The sequence below is a fragment of the Corallococcus sp. bb12-1 genome, from assembly GCF_026626765.1.
GTDB classification, from domain to species: domain Bacteria; phylum Myxococcota; class Myxococcia; order Myxococcales; family Myxococcaceae; genus Corallococcus; species Corallococcus terminator.
Map to the genome: position 1 here is coordinate 48004 of NZ_JAPNJZ010000003.1, position 16973 is coordinate 64976.

14 protein-coding genes are annotated in these 16973 nt (G+C 69.5%); 10 read left to right on the forward strand and 4 right to left on the reverse strand.

Annotated features, from left to right (window positions below; all coding sequences use genetic code 11):
* Nucleotides 1–60 precede the first annotated feature (60 nt).
* From OV208_RS07895 to OV208_RS07920, 6 genes are all read left to right on the forward strand, one after another.
* Nucleotides 61–663 (forward strand): protease, encoded by a 603-nt coding sequence (locus OV208_RS07895; RefSeq protein WP_267573217.1) that lies wholly within the window; start codon nucleotides 61–63, stop codon nucleotides 661–663.
* Nucleotides 664–766: 103 nt separating this feature from the next.
* Nucleotides 767–1873 carry an isopenicillin N synthase family dioxygenase gene (locus tag OV208_RS07900; protein WP_267573218.1) on the forward strand — a complete coding sequence of 369 codons (1107 nt, stop codon included), beginning with the start codon at nucleotides 767–769 and terminating at the stop codon, nucleotides 1871–1873.
* A gap of 81 nt (nucleotides 1874–1954) precedes the next feature.
* The gene (locus OV208_RS07905; RefSeq protein ID WP_267573219.1) at nucleotides 1955–3235 is read left to right on the forward strand and encodes an MFS transporter; all 1281 of its coding nucleotides are present in this window, start codon (nucleotides 1955–1957) and stop codon (nucleotides 3233–3235) included.
* 187 nt (nucleotides 3236–3422) lie between these two features.
* Nucleotides 3423–3584, forward strand: coding sequence for a hypothetical protein (locus tag OV208_RS07910; protein ID WP_267573220.1), 162 nt, complete (start codon nucleotides 3423–3425; stop codon nucleotides 3582–3584).
* A 39-nt stretch (nucleotides 3585–3623) separates the two neighbouring features.
* The gene (locus tag OV208_RS07915; RefSeq protein ID WP_267573221.1) at nucleotides 3624–4187 is read left to right on the forward strand and encodes a methyltransferase; all 564 of its coding nucleotides are present in this window, start codon (nucleotides 3624–3626) and stop codon (nucleotides 4185–4187) included.
* Between the two features lie 56 nt (nucleotides 4188–4243).
* Nucleotides 4244–5878 carry a fumarate hydratase gene (locus OV208_RS07920; protein WP_267573222.1) on the forward strand — a complete coding sequence of 545 codons (1635 nt, stop codon included), beginning with the start codon at nucleotides 4244–4246 and terminating at the stop codon, nucleotides 5876–5878.
* Between the two features lie 30 nt (nucleotides 5879–5908).
* Here the strand turns inward: OV208_RS07920 and OV208_RS07925 are convergent, their stop codons facing one another.
* Nucleotides 5909–6997 carry a type IV pilus twitching motility protein PilT gene (locus OV208_RS07925; protein WP_267573223.1) on the reverse strand — a complete coding sequence of 363 codons (1089 nt, stop codon included), beginning with the start codon at nucleotides 6995–6997 and terminating at the stop codon, nucleotides 5909–5911.
* Nucleotides 6998–7221: 224 nt separating this feature from the next.
* Here OV208_RS07925 and OV208_RS07930 point away from each other — a divergent pair, with 224 nt between their 5' ends.
* The gene (locus tag OV208_RS07930) at nucleotides 7222–7515 is read left to right on the forward strand and encodes a FruA-associating protein, FapA (RefSeq protein ID WP_267573224.1); all 294 of its coding nucleotides are present in this window, start codon (nucleotides 7222–7224) and stop codon (nucleotides 7513–7515) included.
* A 141-nt stretch (nucleotides 7516–7656) separates the two neighbouring features.
* On the opposite strand, the gene OV208_RS07935 is transcribed toward OV208_RS07930, so the two are convergent.
* On the reverse strand, nucleotides 7657–8085 hold the full coding sequence (locus tag OV208_RS07935; protein ID WP_267573225.1) for a MarR family winged helix-turn-helix transcriptional regulator: 429 nt from the start codon (nucleotides 8083–8085) through the stop codon (nucleotides 7657–7659).
* 153 nt (nucleotides 8086–8238) lie between these two features.
* On the opposite strand from OV208_RS07935, the gene OV208_RS07940 reads away from it, so the two are divergent.
* From OV208_RS07940 to OV208_RS07950, 3 genes are read left to right on the forward strand one after another with little or no spacing between them, the layout of a single operon-like run.
* A complete protein-coding gene (locus OV208_RS07940) occupies nucleotides 8239–9660 on the forward strand; it encodes a TolC family protein (RefSeq protein ID WP_324291356.1) in 1422 nt (473 codons plus the stop codon).
* Nucleotides 9648–10865, forward strand: a complete 1218-nt coding sequence (locus tag OV208_RS07945) for an efflux RND transporter periplasmic adaptor subunit (protein WP_267573227.1) — start codon at nucleotides 9648–9650, stop codon at nucleotides 10863–10865. Before OV208_RS07940 ends, OV208_RS07945 begins: the two co-directional genes overlap by 13 nt.
* Before the next feature lie 25 nt (nucleotides 10866–10890).
* Nucleotides 10891–14031, forward strand: a complete 3141-nt coding sequence (locus OV208_RS07950) for an efflux RND transporter permease subunit (protein ID WP_267573228.1) — start codon at nucleotides 10891–10893, stop codon at nucleotides 14029–14031.
* A gap of 86 nt (nucleotides 14032–14117) precedes the next feature.
* Here the strand turns inward: OV208_RS07950 and OV208_RS07955 are convergent, their stop codons facing one another.
* Together OV208_RS07955 and OV208_RS07960 are read right to left on the reverse strand one after the other, a co-directional pair.
* Nucleotides 14118–15116 carry a hypothetical protein gene (locus OV208_RS07955; protein WP_267573229.1) on the reverse strand — a complete coding sequence of 333 codons (999 nt, stop codon included), beginning with the start codon at nucleotides 15114–15116 and terminating at the stop codon, nucleotides 14118–14120.
* 148 nt (nucleotides 15117–15264) lie between these two features.
* Nucleotides 15265–16836, reverse strand: coding sequence for a carbohydrate-binding module family 20 domain-containing protein (locus OV208_RS07960; RefSeq protein WP_267573230.1), 1572 nt, complete (start codon nucleotides 16834–16836; stop codon nucleotides 15265–15267).
* Between the last annotated feature and the right edge of the window lie 137 nt (nucleotides 16837–16973).

The following is a 16973-nucleotide window of genomic DNA, read 5'->3' on the forward strand; positions in this document are numbered from 1 at the left end:
GGCGGCATGCCTCGCGTCCCCTTCTTTTTTCACGAGCACAAGGAGCGTCACGTGATGGGGATGGGACGAAAGAACCTCGCATGGCTCGCGGTGCTGTCCGCCGCCGGAATCACCGCCTGTACGCCGAAGTCCGCGGAGTCGCCCGCGCAGCAGCAGGCCCCCGCCGTCGCCGCCCCCACGCCCGCGCCCCCCCCGCCCGCCCCGGAGCCCGCCGCCGTGACGACCCCGAACCTGGAGTGCACCCTGAGCGCCCCCGCGACGGCCCGCGTGGGCGAGAGCGTGGAGGTCCTGTTCAAGCTCACCAACCGCTCCGCGCAGCCCGTCTGGGTCCTCAAGTGGCAGACGCCGCTGGAGGGCATCCTGGGCACCGTGTTCCAGGTCACCCGCGATGGGGCGGAGGTGGAGTACCAGGGCCCCATGGTGAAGCGCGCCGCCCCGTCCGCCTCCAGCTACGAAACCATCGCCCCGGGCGCGACGGCGGAGAACCGCGTGGAGGTGACGCAGGCCTATGACTTCAAGAAGCCGGGTACCTACCGCATCACCTTCCGCGACGAGCTGATGGACGTCGCCACCCGCCAGGAGGACGTGCCCCGCCCGGGCGGCGACTACAAGTCCACCCCGGTGAAGTGCGCCCCGGTGGATGTGACGCTCACCGCGCGCTGACGGCCTGCTCCCGGATTTCCCGGGAAACGGGTGTCCTCCTTCAAGCGGGCAGGCATTGTCCCCCTCCTCAGGCGGGCCCGGGCGCGATACACCTGGGCCCACCATGGCGGACACCTCCTCGATCCACATCCCGACGGTCGACCTCGCGGACCTCGCGTCGGGTGAACCGGCTCGCCTCGAGCGCGCCGCGGCGGCACTGCGCGAGGCCTTCGGCGTCTTCGGCCTCGTGTTCGTGAAGAACCACGGCGTGGACGCGCCGGCGCTGGAGCGCTTCTACGACGCGTTCTCCGCGTTCGTCGCCCTCCCCGAAGCCGTGAAGCGCCCCCTGGGCCGCGCGGACCTCTGGTACCAGCGCGGGTGGACGCCTCCGAACACGGAGGTCGCCGTCGCCGGCAACGGGCAGCCGGACTTCAAGGAGTGCTACTTCGCGGCGCCCACGCCCAACGACGCGCAGTCCGCGCTGGAGTTCCCGGAGCTGTACCCGGAGAACATCTGGCCCGACTCCGCGCCGCCGTACTTCCAGGACGGCCTGCTCACCATGGGCCGTGCGCTGCACGAGGCCGGGCTCAAGCTGCTGCGCGGCTCCGCCCTGGCGCTGAACCTGCCGGAGGCCACCTTCACGGACTTCTGCGACCGCGCGCCCCACGTCACGCGCGCCCTCCAGTACCTGCCCCTGGGCCCGTCGCAGGTGAACACCGGCATCCTCTGGGGCGAGGAGCACACCGACTTCAACCTGCTCACGCTGCTGCCCGGCGGCCGGTTCCTGAACCCGGATGGCCGCCCCGCGCCCAAGCCGGATGACCAGAGCGGCCTGTACCTGCGCACGCGCGCGACGCCGGATGCGCCGCAGGGCCAGATGGTGCGCGGCACCGCGCCCGCGGGCTGCATCGTGGCGCAGGTGGGCCAGCAGTTGGAGATCCTCACCGGCGGCACGTTCCTCGCCACGCCGCACGTCATCACCGCGCCGGGCGTGCCGGGGTGGCAGCGTCAGTCCGCCGCGCACTTCATGCACGTGCACACCAGCACGGTGCTCTTCCCGCTGCCGGGCTTCCGCACGCCGGAGGCGGTGGGCAACTACGCGCCGCCGGTGCTCGCGGGCACGTACGACATCAAGACGCTGGTGGACATCGGCCTGGCGCCACCCGCCGCGCTCGACAAGCTGGGCTACCGCCACTACGACCGGCTCAACCGGATGCGCGCCACCTCGTAGGCACGGAGGGGCTCCAGGCGGGAGTCGCCACGCCTTGTGGCTGGCGGAGCTGGACGGGCTGCGTTACAGCGCGACTCCAGCATGGCCAACGCGCTCAGCACGTCCGTCTTCCGTCACCGCGACTTCCGGCTGTATCAAATCGCCCGGCTGTGCGCGGTGCTCGCGGTGCAGATTGAATCGGTGGCCATCGGCTGGCAGGTGTACGAACTCACCGGCAGCGCGCTCGCGCTGGGCTACACGGGCCTGGCGCAGTTCGTCCCCTTCCTCGCGTTCAGCCTCCTGGGCGGGCAGGTGGCGGACCGCTTCGACCGCCGCCGCATCCTGGCCATCTGCCAGGGCGTGATGCTGGTGTGCAGCCTGCTGCTCTTGTCCTTCACGCTGGGCCACGTCACCGACGTGCGGTTCGTCTACGGCGTGCTGGTGCTGTTCGGCACCGCGAGGGCCTTCTACGCGCCCGCGGGCTCCGCGCTCACGCCGTACCTGGTGCCGCCCGAGGAGCTGACGCGCGCGGTGGCGGTGAACTCCACCACGTGGCAGGTGGCCACCATCGCGGGCCCCGCCGTGGGCGGACTGCTCTACGGGTGGCTGGGCGGCAAGGGCGTCTACATCGCGTCCGCGTCGCTGTGCGCGCTCACGGTGGGGTGGATCCTCTCGCTCAAGGTCCGCACGGGTAGCGCGTCGCGCGAGCCCATCTCGTTCGCCACGCTCGTCGCGGGCCTCCGGTTCGTGCGCCAGAAACGGCTGCTCCTGGGCAGCCTCACGCTGGACCTCTTCGCCGTGCTGCTGGGCGGCGCGGTGGCGCTGCTGCCCATCTACGCGCGCGACGTGCTGCACACGGGGCCCTGGGGCCTGGGCCTGTTGCGCAGCGCTCCGGCCGCGGGCGCAGCGGTGGTGGCGGTGTTGCTGGCGTTCCGTCCGCTGGGCGGCCATGCGGGGTGGAAGATGTTCGGCGCGGTGGCGGTGTTCGGCACGGCCACGCTGGTGTTCGGCCTGAGCACGTCGCTGCCCCTGTCGCTCGTGGCGCTCGCCATCGGTGGGGCGGCGGACATGGTGAGCGTGGTGGTGCGCCACACGCTGGAGCTGGTCTCCACGCCGGACGACATGCGCGGCCGCGTGGGCGCGGTGAACATGATGTGCATCGGCGCATCCAACGAGCTGGGCGAGTTCCGCGCGGGTTCGCTCGCGGAAGCGCTGGGCGCCGTGCACGCCGTGGTGATTGGCGCCGTGGGCACCCTCGTCGTCGTGGGCCTCTGGGCGTGGCTGTTCCCCGAGCTGCGCAACGTGGACCGGCTGGAGTCCGCCGCGCACCGGCCGACGCCCGAGCCCGAGCCCGCGCCCGCCGACTCCGCGCCCTCCGTGTAGCGGCCCGCGCCCGCGCGTGAACCCCTTGGCCCTCCGAACATTGAACGCCGCGTGAGGGCGCTGTTGCCTGGGGGGCAACGCCTGGGGCCACCGGTGTAGCGCGAAGGGACACAACCGGGTGCGCCCGACCCCCCACGTCCCGAGTGCGCCATGGGGACGGCATGGTCCGTGCTTTGTGGCAGGCCCCATGGGGTACTACTGGAACGTGATGGCACTCTCCGTGGGTGTGGTCTTCTGCTTCGTGTTGGGCCGGGCCCTGTTCGAGAGCGTTGAGCCGGCCCCCGCCGTCGCGCGGGTGAAGCCCTCGCCCGCGCGCCATGCGGACGCGGGCCACCTCCCTCGCAAGTAGGGCCCCGCTCGCGGCGGCATTTGCGATGATGCGTGCCCGGTGAGCGCGACGGGCACCCTCCTCTTCCTGCTGCTCTGGGCGGTGCTCCTCGCGGGGGCGCTGTCCATCGTCGTGTCCACGCTGCGCACCGGCGCGCCGCCCATGCCCAGCCCGCCCCGGGTGCGGCGGGCCCTGCTCGCGATGCTTCCGCGCGACCTCACGGGCACCGTGCTGGAGCTGGGCGCGGGCTGGGGGGACCTGGCCTTCCCCCTGGCCGACCATTGCCCCCAGGCCCGCGTCGTCGCCTACGAGCGATCCTGGCTGCCCTTCCTCTTCATGTGCCTGCGCCAGCGGTTCTTCCCGCGCGCGAACCTCAACCTGTGCCGCCAGGACTTCTTCCGTGCGTCCTTCCAGGACGCAGGCTGCGTCCTCTGCTACCTGTCGCGAGGCCACATGACGCGCCTGGCGCCCCGCTTCGCGGCCGAGCTGCCCGAGGGCGCCCTCATCCTCAGCCACACATTCTCGCTCCGGGGGTGGACGCCCGCGCGCACCGTGCGGCTGGACGACCTGTACCGCACCCCGGTGTACCTCTACGTGGTGCCACCCCGGGAACAGGCCCGGTAGAGTCCCCCGCCGGGCCCGCCCCTTCGTTCCACCCTTGCCGTGAGAGATGCGACGCGATGAGTGACTTCCAGTTCCAGGACATGCTGCCGCTCGGCAAGGACGAGACGCCCTACCGGCTGCTCACGAAGGAGCACGTCTCCGTGCTGGAAGCCGGCGGCCGGTCCTTCCTCCAGGTCGCGCCGGAGGCCCTCACGCTGCTCACCCGCGAGGCCATGCGGGACATCTCGCACCTGCTGCGCCCCGGGCACCTCCAGCAGTTGGCGAACATCCTCCAGGACCCGGAGGCGTCGAACAACGACCGCTTCGTGGCGCTGGAGCTGCTCAAGAACGCGAACATCGCCGCGGGCGGCGTGCTGCCCTCCTGCCAGGACACCGGCACCGCCATCGTGATGGGCAAGAAGGGCCAGTACGTCCTCACTGAAGGAGGCGACGAGGCGGCCATCTCCCGGGGCGTGTTCGACACGTACCTCACGTCGAACCTGCGCTACTCGCAGATGGCGCCGCTGGACATGTACCGGGAGGTCAACACGGGCAACAACCTGCCCGCGCAAATCGAGCTCTACGCCACCGACGGCGACGCCTACAAGTTCCTCTTCATGGCCAAGGGCGGCGGCTCCGCGAACAAGAGCTACCTGTTCCAGGAGACCAAGGCGGTCCTCAATCCTCAGAGCCTGCTGGCGTTCCTGGAGACGAAGATCCGCTCGCTGGGCACCGCCGCGTGCCCGCCGTACCACCTGGCCATCGTGGTGGGCGGCACGTCCGCGGAGTTCGCGCTGAAGACGGCCAAGTACGCCTCCGCGCGCTACCTGGACTCGCTGCCCACCGAAGGCAACGCCCTGGGCCGCGGCTTCCGCGACGTGGCGCTGGAGCAGGAGGTGCTCAAGCTCACCCAGCGCACCGGCATCGGCGCGCAGTTCGGCGGCAAGTACTTCTGCCACGACGTGCGCATCATCCGCCTGCCCCGCCATGGCGCGTCCTGCCCGGTGGCCATCGCCGTCTCCTGCTCCGCGGACCGTCAGGCGCTGGGCAAGATTACCCGCGACGGCATCTTCCTGGAGGCCCTGGAGACGGATCCGGCGAAGTACCTGCCGGAGGCGAAGGACACGGACCTGTCCGACGACGTGGTGAAGCTGGACCTCAACCGCCCCATGAGCGACCTGCGCGCGGAGCTGTCGCGCTACCCCATCAAGACGCGCCTGTCCCTGTCAGGCTCGCTGGTGGTGGCGCGCGACATCGCGCACGCGAAGCTCAAGGAGCGGTTGGACAAGGGCGAGGGCATGCCCCAGTACATGAAGGACCACATGGTCTACTACGCGGGCCCGGCGAAGACGCCGGAGGGCTACGCGTCCGGCTCCTTCGGCCCCACCACCGCGGGCCGCATGGACGCGTACGTGGATCAATTCCAGGCGGAGGGCGGCAGCTTCGTGATGCTCGCCAAGGGCAACCGCTCCCCGGCCGTCACCGAGGCGTGCAAGAAGCACGGCGGCTTCTACCTGGGCTCCATCGGCGGCCCGGCGGCCCGGCTCGCCAAGGACTGCATCACCAAGGTGGAGGTGCTGGAGTACGAGGAGCTGGGCATGGAGGCCGTGTGGAAGATCGACGTGGTCGACTTCCCGGCCTTCATCGTCGTGGACGACAAGGGCAACGACTTCTTCGCGAACATCAACAAGCCGTCCGCGAAGAAGGCCTGACGCGCCGGAGTCCCTTCCGGCGCGCGGGGTTCAGTCGAACTCGAGCGCGCGCTGGAAGTCGGCGGGGTTGGAGGCCGCGCTCTGCGCTGTCTCCAGCGTGATGTCCCCGGCCCGATACAACTGCGTCAGGTGCTGGTCGAAGGACTGCATGCCGAACATGTCGCGGCCCTTCTCGATGACGTCCTTCAGCTCGCTGGCGCGGTCGTCGCGGATGTACTGCTCCACCGTCTTCGTCTGCACCATGATCTCCAGCGCCACCGTGCGGCCCTTGCCGGTGGCGCGCGGCAGCAGGCGCTGGGAGATGGTCGCCTTGAGGCAGTCCGCCAGGCGCATGCGCACCATGGTCTGCTCTTCGGCCGGGAACACCGACACCAGGCGGTTGATGGTGCGCGACGCGTCCGTGGTGTGCACCGTGGACAGCACCAGGTGGCCCGTCTCCGACGCCTTCAGCGCGATGTCGATGGTCTCCGTGTCGCGCATCTCACCCACCAGGATGACGTCCGGGTCCTGACGCAGCGCCGCGCGCAACGCGATGGCGAAGTTCGCCGTGTCCGGTCCAATCTCCCGCTGGGAGATGGAGGACTTCACGTTCTTGTAGATGAACTCGATGGGGTCCTCGATGGTGAGGATGTGCAGGCTCTCCGTGTGGTTGATGTGGTTGATCATCGACGCCAGCGTGGAGCTCTTGCCGGACCCCGTCGCCCCCGTCACCAGCACCAGCCCGCGCTCGTTGCCGGCGATCGTCTTCAGCACCTGCGGCAGGCCCATGCCGTCGATGCTGGGAATCTCGTCCGGGATGATGCGCAGGATGCAGGCGAGCGAGCCGCGCTGCCGGTAGATGTTCACGCGGAAACGCGCCACCCCCGGAAGGCTGTAGGACGAGTCGCACTCCTGCACGCTGTCCACCTGCGCCTTCATCAGCGGATCATTCATCACGTGCAGGGCCACCTGCTTGGTGTGATCCGCTTGCAGCTTTTCCATCTTCAACGGCCGCAGCACACCATTCACCCGGTAGATGGGGGGATCCCCCGGCCGGAAATGGATGTCCGAAGCCCCGTTCTGGACGCCGACGGTGAGCAGCTTGTTCAGGGTGTTCAGATCCAGGGTGATGCCTCGCACGTCACGGAGAGAGCGGAGGATTCTAGAAGAAGGCGCTCGATTCTCTCCAGGATTGCAGTGTGGGAAGCATTGTCCCAACCCTACTGTATTGACTCTCCCCGCAAAACCGGGAAGGCGAGTACCCCAGGGGATGGTGGAACTGTCCTCGACTGCTCACCAGTGGCCTTCGAGCCTGCCCAGGTGGCCCGGATGCCCTGCCTGGAGGCCATGGCGAACATCCGGGCATGAACGCACGAACCGAGCAGGCCGCTGGATACGAGGAGCTGTCTTCCGCTGACTTCGCCGCCCTGGAGGTGTGGGATCCCACGCTGGTGGTCATCACGCCGCGCATGGCGGCCCGGCTGTGGTTGCAGACGAGCCTGCGGCTGACGCGGGCCCAGAAGGAACTGCACGACGCCATCTTCGCCAACGACGGCACCGACGAAGCGTTGGATCGCTTCGCCAGCGCCCGCGCGGAGCTGGACTCGGCGGAGGCGTGGGCCCTGCACGTGTCCCGCAACATCCCCCGTCATCGCTAGTGGCAGCTCCCCCCTCAACCCCACCTTCAACCCTTCCCCCCCGGAAGTGACGCATGGGTGGCGGCGGGACGGCCGCGGGCGGGAGCCCGTTTCCGTCCCGTCGTCACCCGTCGTCGTTTCGGGGCAGGCGTGAAGCGGGAGCTACTCGTCCTTGCGCGCGGTGGCGCACGGGTTGTTGCCCGGGGGCGGGGACGCGAGCCGCAGGAGCAGGCCGCCCTGGAGTTTCTCCAGGAGGCGTGACAGCTCCTCGAACTCTCCGGGCGACAACTGGGCCCGGGCCTCTTCGTCCAGCCACTCCGTGGCGCGCTCCAGGGCCTGGAACTCCCTGCGGCCCGCGTCGGTCGCCTCCAGGCGCACGCAGCGGCGGTTCTCCCCCGCGCGGCGCTCCACCAGCCCATCCTCCTCCAGGCGATCCACCAGCCGGCTCACGGCGGGCGCGTCGATGAGCAGCCGCTCCGCGATGACCGCCTGGCTGTGGATGTCCAGCACGAGAATGTATTTCAGCACGAGCAGTTGCATCAGCGGCCGGTCCGTTTGCTCTCCCACCTTCTGGCTGAGGAGTCGGACCACGGCGCGTCGCGTTGATGCCACTTGCTCAGCGAGGGTCATGGGCGTAAGAGATCATTGCATTCGACAACGGTTGTCAATTACATCTTGACCGCGCGCAGGGGCCGGAAGGTGTGTTTGCCACACGCCCACCGGAAAGTCCTGCCGCTCCAGAGTATGGCCACCCCCAGCGCCCTTCTTGTCCTCCTCCTCGCCGCCGCCCCCCAAGCGCAGCCTTCCGCGCCCCCGGCCGAGTCGACCCCTCCCACCGCGCCGGTCCCCTTCCAGCCGAAGGTGGAAGACCCGATGCTCACCCCCGTCCCGCCCGCTCCCGAGCAGGTGAAGACGTGGGACGAAGCGCTCACGCTGGTGCGACAGCGCTCCACGGACCTGCGCAACGCCGAGGCGGGCGTGGAGCGGGCCCAGGGCCGGTGGCGCCAGTCGCTGTCGCAGCTCCTGCCCAATGCGCGGGCCTCGGCGGGCGTGGGGTTCGATGTGCTCCATCCGGACACCCCCTCCGCCCCTGGCGGCGGCGTGGTGGGTGGAGGCAACAGCGGAACGGGCGGAGTCACCGGCGGCAAGGTCCCCAGTGCGCCCCTGGGCACACTCTCCGTGTCGCTCACCCAGTCCGTGGTGGATGTGGGTGCATGGCGGGGACTGTCGTCCGCGAGGGCGTCGGAGCTGTCTTCGGTGGCCAGCCTGAAGGACACGCAGCGCCGGCTCACCCAGGGGTTGGCGCAGGTGCTGGTGGCCACGGTGGCCGCCGAGCGCGCCGCGGAGATCAACCGGGTGGGCCTGCGTCAGGCGCTGGAGCGCTACGCCCTCACCCAGCGCTCATTCGAATTGGGCGCGGGCACGCAGTTGGACGTGGTGCGGGTGGGACAGGACGTGGCGCTGGCGCGGCAGTCGCTGGTGGCCGGTGACGAACAACTGCGCCGCACGCGCGAGTCGCTGGGCCTGTCCCTGGGCACCGACCACGGCGTGGGCGTCAACCCGGACTTCAACCTGGACGGGTTGGTGGAGCAGACGCGCCGGGACTGCTCGCCCCTGCAGGACCTGGGCAACCGTGCCGACCTGCGGGCCGCGAAGGCGAACGTGGACGCGGCGAGGGACAGCCGGCGGCAGGCGTCCGCGGGCTATCTGCCCACCCTGGGCGTGAGCAGCACCCTGCTGGGCCTCACCACCGATCCCGGCTTCGGCCGCTTCGCCCTGTGGAATGTGTCCGCGGTGCTGTCCGTCCCCCTCTGGGAGGGCGGCCTTCGCGGCGGCCTCGTGCGCGAGCGCGCGGGCGTGGAGGAGCAGGCCGCCATGCAGTTGGAGGCCACCCGCCGCGGCGTGAACGTGGAGGTTTCTCGCGCCCGGCGTGGAGTGGAAGTGTCCGAGGCGCTGTTGAAGACCGCGACCGAGTCCGTCGACCTGGCGGACCGGACCGACCGGCTCACCCGGCGGGCCTTCGAGGTGGGACGCGGTGGCAGTTTGGAGCTGGTGCAGAGCGGAGCCGCACTCCGTCAGGCCCAGCTCGCTTTGGTTTTGAGGGAATTCGAGCTCGTCCAGGCCCGCCTGAACGCGTTCCTCACGGAGGCCCGGTGCGACTGGTGACGAAGGTGCGCCCCCTGAAGGCGCTGTTGACGAAGACGCTGTTTGGCGCGGCCCTGGTGGCCGGCGCGGCCGGGTGCTCGGGCAAGACGGAAGTGAAGACCGCCCCGCCGCCGCGCGAGGTGAAGGTCGTGGCGCTGGCGCCGCACGAGGTGCGCGACACCGGGGAATACCTGGGCTCGCTCCTGTCGCGGCAGAGCGTCACCGTGCTGCCCCAGGTGGCCGGCTACGTGAGGAAGATTCTCGTGAAGCCCGGCCAGAAGGTGGAGGCGGGCACGCCGCTGGTGGAGGTGGACGCGCGCCAGGAGACCGCGGCGCTGGACAGCGCCCAGGCGCAGCAGAGCTCCTCCACGGTGGACCTGGAGCTGGCGCGCCGCACCCTGGCGCGCACCGAGTCCCTCAACAAGGAAGGCCTCGCGAGCGTGCAGGAGCTGGAGCGCGCCCAGGCGGCCGTGAAGGCCGCGGAGGCCGCCACGCGCGCGGCCGGCGCGACGGTGGCCCAGCGCCAGGTGCAGTTGCAGTTCCACGTCGTGCGCGCGCCGTTCGCGGGCACCATGGGCGACGTGCTGGTGCGCGTGGGTGACTTCGTGGGCGCGACCACGACGCTCACCACCGTGGCCCAGGCGGACGCGCTGGAGGTCAGCGTGTCGGTGCCGTCCTTCCGCGCCCGGTCGCTCAAGCCGGACACCGTGCTGGAGCTGTTGGATCAGCAGGGCAAGCTCATCCTCTCCAGCACCGTCTTCTACGTGGCGCCGCAGACGGACCCCCGCACGCAGTTGGTGGAGGTAAAGGCCGCCTTCCGCAACACCGTGGGCCTGCGTCCCAGCGAGTTGCTGCGGGCGCGGCTGGTGTACGCCACGCGGGACGCGCTCCAGATTCCGGCGCTCGCGGTGGTGCGCCAGAGCGGGCAGCCCTTCGCGATGGTGGTGGAGACGAAGGAAGGCAAGACGCTGGTGGAGCGCCGTCCGGTGACGCTGGGCACGCTGGGCGACATGTCCTACGTGGTGGAGGGCGGCCTGAAGCAGGGCGACCTCGTCGCGGTGTCCTCGCTGCACATGCTCAAGGACGGCATGCCCGTCATCCCCAAGCAGGTCACCCTGCCCGACGAACCCGCGCAGGCGCCGGGCACCACGGCGCGCGCGGACGAAGTCCCCACCCGTGCCATGGCCCCCCGGCCCGCGGGCGGCACCACCGGCGGCAGCCGCTAGGCGATTCGAGAGAGGGCGTCACCCCGTGTTCGTCGACTTCTTCATCCGCAGGCCCGTCTTCGCCATCGTCTGCTCCATCATCCTGACGCTGGTGGGGCTCATCGCCATCCCCACGCTGCCCATCGCGCAGTACCCGGACCTGGCGCCGCCGCAGGTCACCGTCACCAGCACCTACGTCGGCGCGAGCGCCGAGGTGGTGGAGGCCGCCGTCACCATCCCGTTGGAGCAGGAGCTCAACGGCGTGGAGGACATGCGCTACATCACCTCCACCAGCAGCAATGACGGCACCAGCGTCATCACCGTCACCTTCGCCCCCTCGCGCAACATCGAGGTCGCGGCCGTGGACGTGCAGAACCGCGTCAGCCGCGCCGCCGCGCGTCTGCCCGCGCAGGTGAACCAGACGGGCATCGTGGTGAACAAGGCCTCCAGCCAGATGTTGCTGACGGTGGGCCTGTCCAGCCCGGACAACCGCTACGACGCGAAGTTCCTGTCCAACTACGCGGACGTGAACCTGAAGGACGCCATCAAGCGCGTGCGCGGCGTGGGCGAGGTGCGCATCTTCGGCGAGCGCAAGTTCTCCATGCGCCTGTGGTTGGACCCCACGGAGCTGGCCCGCCGCCAGCTCACGCCCCAGGACGTGGTGCGCGCCCTCCAGGAGCAGAACCTCCAGGTGGCCGCGGGCCAGGTGGGCCAGCCGCCCTCCAGCAACGAGCAGCCGTATCAGATCGCCGTGCGCGCCCGGGGCCGCCTGATTGAGCCGGAGGAGTTCGGCGACATCGTCCTCATGCGCAACACGGACGGCCGCGCCGTCACCGTGAAGGACGTGGGCCGCGTGGAGTTGGGCGCGGAGAACTACGCCACCCTGCTGCGCTTCAACGGCCGCACCGGCGTGGGCATGGCCATCTTCCAACTGCCCACCGCCAACGCGCTGGACGTGCGCGACGGCGTCATCAAGGAGCTGGACCGCCTGTCGCAGGCGTTCCCGCCGGGCCTGGAGTACCGCACCGGCACGGACACCACGCTGGCCGTGCGCGCCTCCGTCAATGAGGTGGTGCACACGCTCATCGAAGCCATCGCGCTCGTCATCCTGGTCATCTTCCTGTTCCTGCATGGGTGGCGAAGCGTGCTGATTACGGCGCTCACCCTGCCCGTCTCGCTCGTCGGAACATTCGCGTTCGTCTACCTGATGGGCTTCTCCATCAACACGCTGACGCTGTTCGGCCTGACATTGGCCACGGGCCTCGTCGTGGACGACGCCATCGTCGTCATCGAGAACATCGAACGGCTGATGGCGGAGAAGGGCCTCTCCCCGATGCAGGCGGCGAGAGAAGGCATGAAGGAGGTGGCCGGCGCGGTGGTGGCCATCTCCGTGGTGCTGGTGGCGGTGTTCATCCCGGTGGCCCTCTTCCCGGGCACCACGGGCTCCATCTACCGCCAGTTCGCGCTCACCATCGCCGCGTCGGTGGCCCTGTCCACCTTCTGCGCGCTGACGCTGACGCCCGCGCTCTCCGCGCGGCTGCTCAAGCACCACCACGGGGAGAAATGGATCTTCTTCCGCAAGGTGGACCAGGTGCTGGACTGGACGCGCGACACCTACGGCAGGGGCCTGCGCAAGCTGCTGGGGTACCCGATGCTGGTGCTGGTGGCGTTCCTCGTCTGCATCGGCGCCACGGTGATGCTCTTCCGCGCGGCGCCCACGGGCTTCATCCCGGACGAGGACCAGGGCTACATCATCGTCTCCGTGCAGGGACCGGAGGGCATGTCGCTGGTCCAGACGGAGAAGGTGCTCCAGGAGACGGAGGCCGTGCTCAAGGCCCAGCCAGAGGTGAACGTGATGTTCGCCATCGGTGGCTTCTCCCCCAACGGCAACGGGTCCAACTACGCCACGGTGTTCACGGCGCTCAAGCCGTGGGAAGAGCGCAAGGGCAAGGAGCAGTCGGTGGCCGCGCTGGTGGAGCGGCTGCGCGGGCCGCTGGGCAAGATTGGCAGCGCGCGCGTCATCCCCTTCCAGCCCCCGGCCATCCGAGGCGTGGGCAGCGTGGGCGGCTTCCAGTTCATCGTGGAGGACGTCGCCGGTACGCACTCGCTGGAGGAGTTGGCCAACGCCACCCAGGAGATGGTGCAGAAGGGCAACGAGGAGGGCCGCCTGCGAGGCGTCTTCACCCCGTTCAACGCCAACACGCCCATCCTCGACGTGGAGGTGGACCGCCAGAAGGCCAAGGCGCTGGGCGTACCGATTGAGCAGATCTTCGGCGTGATGCAGCTCTACATGGGCAGCCAGTACGTCAACGACTTCAACTACGCGAGCCGCACGTACCGCGTCTATGTCCAGGCCGAGCAGCAGTTCCGCGACAGCCCGTCGGACATCGGCTCGTTCTACGCGCGCACCGACACCGGGGACATGATTCCGCTGGAGTCGCTGGTGAAGGTGACGCCCATCGTCTCCGCGCAGGTCATCAAGCACTACAACCTGTTCCGCTCCGTGGAGATCAACGGCCAGGGCGCGCCGGGCGTGTCGTCCGGCCAGGCGCTGGAGGCCATGGAGAGCGTGGCCAACCAGGTGCTGCCGCAGGGCATGGCCTCCGAATGGACGGGCATCAGCCTGGAGCAGAAGGAGTCCGGCGGGCAGACGATGATCATCTTCGGCCTGGGCATCCTCTTCGTGTTCCTGGTGCTGGCGGCGCAGTACGAGAGCTTCAGCCTCCCGTTCGTCATCATCCTGTCGGTGCCCCTGGCCATCATGGGCGCGCTGGGGTTGCAGGTGGCGCGCGGCTTCGCCAACGACGTGTTCTGTCAGGTGGGGCTGGTGATGCTGGTGGGCCTGTCGTCCAAGAACGCCATCCTCATCGTGGAGTTCGCGGAGCAACTGCGCGAGCAGGGCAGGAGCTCCCTTGAGGCGGTGGTGACGGCGGCGGAGGTGCGGCTGCGGCCCATCCTGATGACGTCCATCGCGTTCCTCCTGGGCGTCGTGCCGCTGATGACGGCGTCGGGCGCGGGCGCGGCGGCGCGCAACTCGCTAGGCACCGCGGTGTTCGGCGGCATGCTGGTGTCCACCATCGTCAACCTCATCTTCATCCCCGGCCTCTACGTGCTGATGCAGAAGCTGCGAGGCGAAGCGAAGCGCTCCAGCGAAGTGGAAGCCCTGCCGGCGGCCCACGCGCCCTGAGCTGACAGCGCCTGAAACAGCAAACCGCCCTCCTTTCCCGACGTGGAGAGGAGGGCGGTTTCGTTTTCAGCGGGCGGGTGCGTGCGTCAGATTTCGTGCGCGGTCTGCTCGTACACGATGACGTGGCGGGAGACGGGGAACAGGATGACGTTGAGCGTGCGCCAGTTGTCCCCGTTGGGGCCGGTGCTGAACTGGCGGGAGTAGCTCTTCACCTGCACGCCCTCACCGCTGTCGCCGTAGGCGGCGAGGATGGCCGGGTGCAGCGGCTGGAACTGCCCGTACATCCGGGACTGGAAGGCGGCGTACGTGGAGGTGACCGGAGCCGTGTCGGAGCGGTAGCCCTTGTACTCGCTGCGGGCCAGCACCGCCGCCGCGGCCGCGTCCACCGTGGCGGGCGTCGAGTACGGCCACGCGAAGTCATGCCGGTCCAGGAAGGAGTACATGTCCTCGCGGTAGGCATTGCCCGTGCCGAGCAGCGCCTGGAGGCTCGGCTCGATGGGGAACTGCGCCAGCGTCACCGGGGCATTGACCGGCGCCGGGGTGGGGTTCGGCACGCACGCGCCGCCCACGCAGGAGGCCTGGAGGCGGTACTGCTTGCCCAGGCCGTTGCTCCAGCCCACCACCACCAGGTACTCGCCCGCGTCGTCGAAGGTCGCGAGCGGAATCTTGCTCAGCTCGCCGTAGCCGGAGTCGTCGTCCTGGAAGAGCACGCGGGAGCCGTAGCTGCCTGACGCGTCCTTGGGGCCATACACGAACAGGCCGGTGTCCACGCCCACGCCCGTGCCCAGGTGCGTCACCTCCAGCGCCACCTGCGTGTGCGCCGCGACGGTGAGCTTGAAGCCCTCATAGGCCGCCGACGTGCCGGTGTTCGACGCCACAGCGCCGCCCACGGGCAGCGAGCCCAGGTAGCTCATCCAGGTGCCGAACGGCGTGGGCGGAGCGGACACCAGCGACTGCGTCGCCGTCGTCACCGTGTCGCCTTCCGTGGGAGCCGGGGTCTGCTCCGGCGGGCCGCCACAGGCCCCCAGGAGGCCCACCGCGGACATCCACAGCACCGAGCTTCGCACTGCCGTTGCACGCTTCATCGCTTCCACCTTCGTTCAAGGAGGGCGGGAAAAACCCACCCCGGGAGGGAAGCGCCCCCTGTGACAGCTTGAAGACTGGAACTCAAGCAACAGATGAAACACAGGCGCCCCCGGCAAGACACGCAACAGGGGCGCCTGTCTCGGTGTCTTAGAAGCTGGCGGTGGCGGTGATGCTGCCGCCGGCGGCGGGCGTGTTGACGGTGTTGTTGCTGCCGCCCTGCCAGACGATGTTGCCGCTGCCGTCACGCTTCAGGCACTTCCACTGGATGGAGGTGTTGGCGGGCATGGCGTAGGTGGCGCGCCAGGTGGGGTACGCGGTGGGGCTGAGGATCTTGGTGGTGGCCGTGCTCCAGTTGGACAACTCCGCGACGCTGCCCGTCACGTAGACGTTCTGGCCCATCACCGTCGTGCCGTTGTTGCACACGAACTCCACGTTGGTGGTAGTGGGAGGAGGCGTGGTGCCGCCCGTGGTCCACACGGCGTAGTCGGTGCCGGAGGCGGCCAGCGTCCAGCCGGTGCCCGACGGACTCCAGGCCGTGCCGCCAATCTTCACCGCCACCTTGTTGTCGATGACGGCCGCGTACAGGCCCGCTTCCGCGCGCTGGATGTTGACGGTGGACTCGGAGGTGAGGCCCGCGTTCTTGCGGATGGTCATCAGCGCCTTGATGTCGTTGCCCAGGCCCCAGTTGAAGTAGTGCGCCCAGTAGACGCTGGGGATGCCCGGGTGGGTCAGGATGTAGGCGTAGCCCTGCATCACCTTGCCGCACGGCACCGGCCAGTGGTTCTGCGCGTTGCCGCACGACTCGCTGGGGCCGGTGTCGTGGTTGTCCACGAACGTCACGGAGCCCTTCGGGTAGTGGCCGATGAAGCCCGCGGGCTTGCCGGCGGCCGTCTTCAGGCGCGAGTAGTTGTTGTTGGTGAGCGCGTCGTTGAGCAGGCCCTTGGTGGAGAAGTCGAAGGCGGCGCAGGTGCCACCGTTCGCCGTCACCCAGTTGCCGATCTGCTGGCTCCAGTTGTCGGGGTTGTTCGCGTCGAAGTAGTTCGTGGGCCAGTGCTCACCGACGCAGAACCACGGCGCGGTGGCGTCCACGTACTCCTTCACGTAGGAGCCCGCGAAGCCCTTCACGAAGTCGAAGCGCCAGCCGGCGAAGCCCACGCCCTTCAGGCGGCTGTTCATCCACGTCTTCAGGTCCGCGCGCACGATGGCCTGCGAGTGGTCCAGGTCGCGAGCCGCCGCGTAGCCCTCGCCGCTGTCGGCGTTGCCGCAGGCCGTGGCCCACTCGTCGCCCGCCACCACCGTGTTGCAGCCACCCCAGGTGGGGTTGGTGAAGTCCGCCCAGTTGGCGGTGCCCACGCGGTGGTTCACCACGATGTCCGCGATGGGCTTCACGCCCTGCGCGTTGAGCGCGGCCAGCGCGGCGGTGAGCTCCGCCTCCGTGCCGTAGCTGGAGTTGAGCACGTTCAACTGCCGGGGCAGGTAGCCCTGGATGGAGGCCGCGTCGGACGGCGGCGGCAGCCACACCATGGTGAAGCCCGCGGACTTCAGCGTGGCCGCGTTGTTCTTCACCGTGTTCCACCAACCGCCGGTGCTGGCCGAGTTCCAGTGGAAGCCCTGGATCATCACGTCGGTGCTGGCGCCATCCAGCGGCTTGGCCGTGGCGGGCGCGGCGGCGAACAGGCTGGCCACGGAAGCGGCCAGCAGGCGGGTCTTCAGCGTCATCGGGACCTCGGGGTTGGGGGAGGAAGCGGCGGCAAGCTAGTCCTGCCATCCCCTGCAAACCAGGACCGCCCGTCAGGGCCGCCCTCCCACACGGTGCGCCCAAGCGCCGCCGCAGTGCGTCGCACTTTGCTGGACGC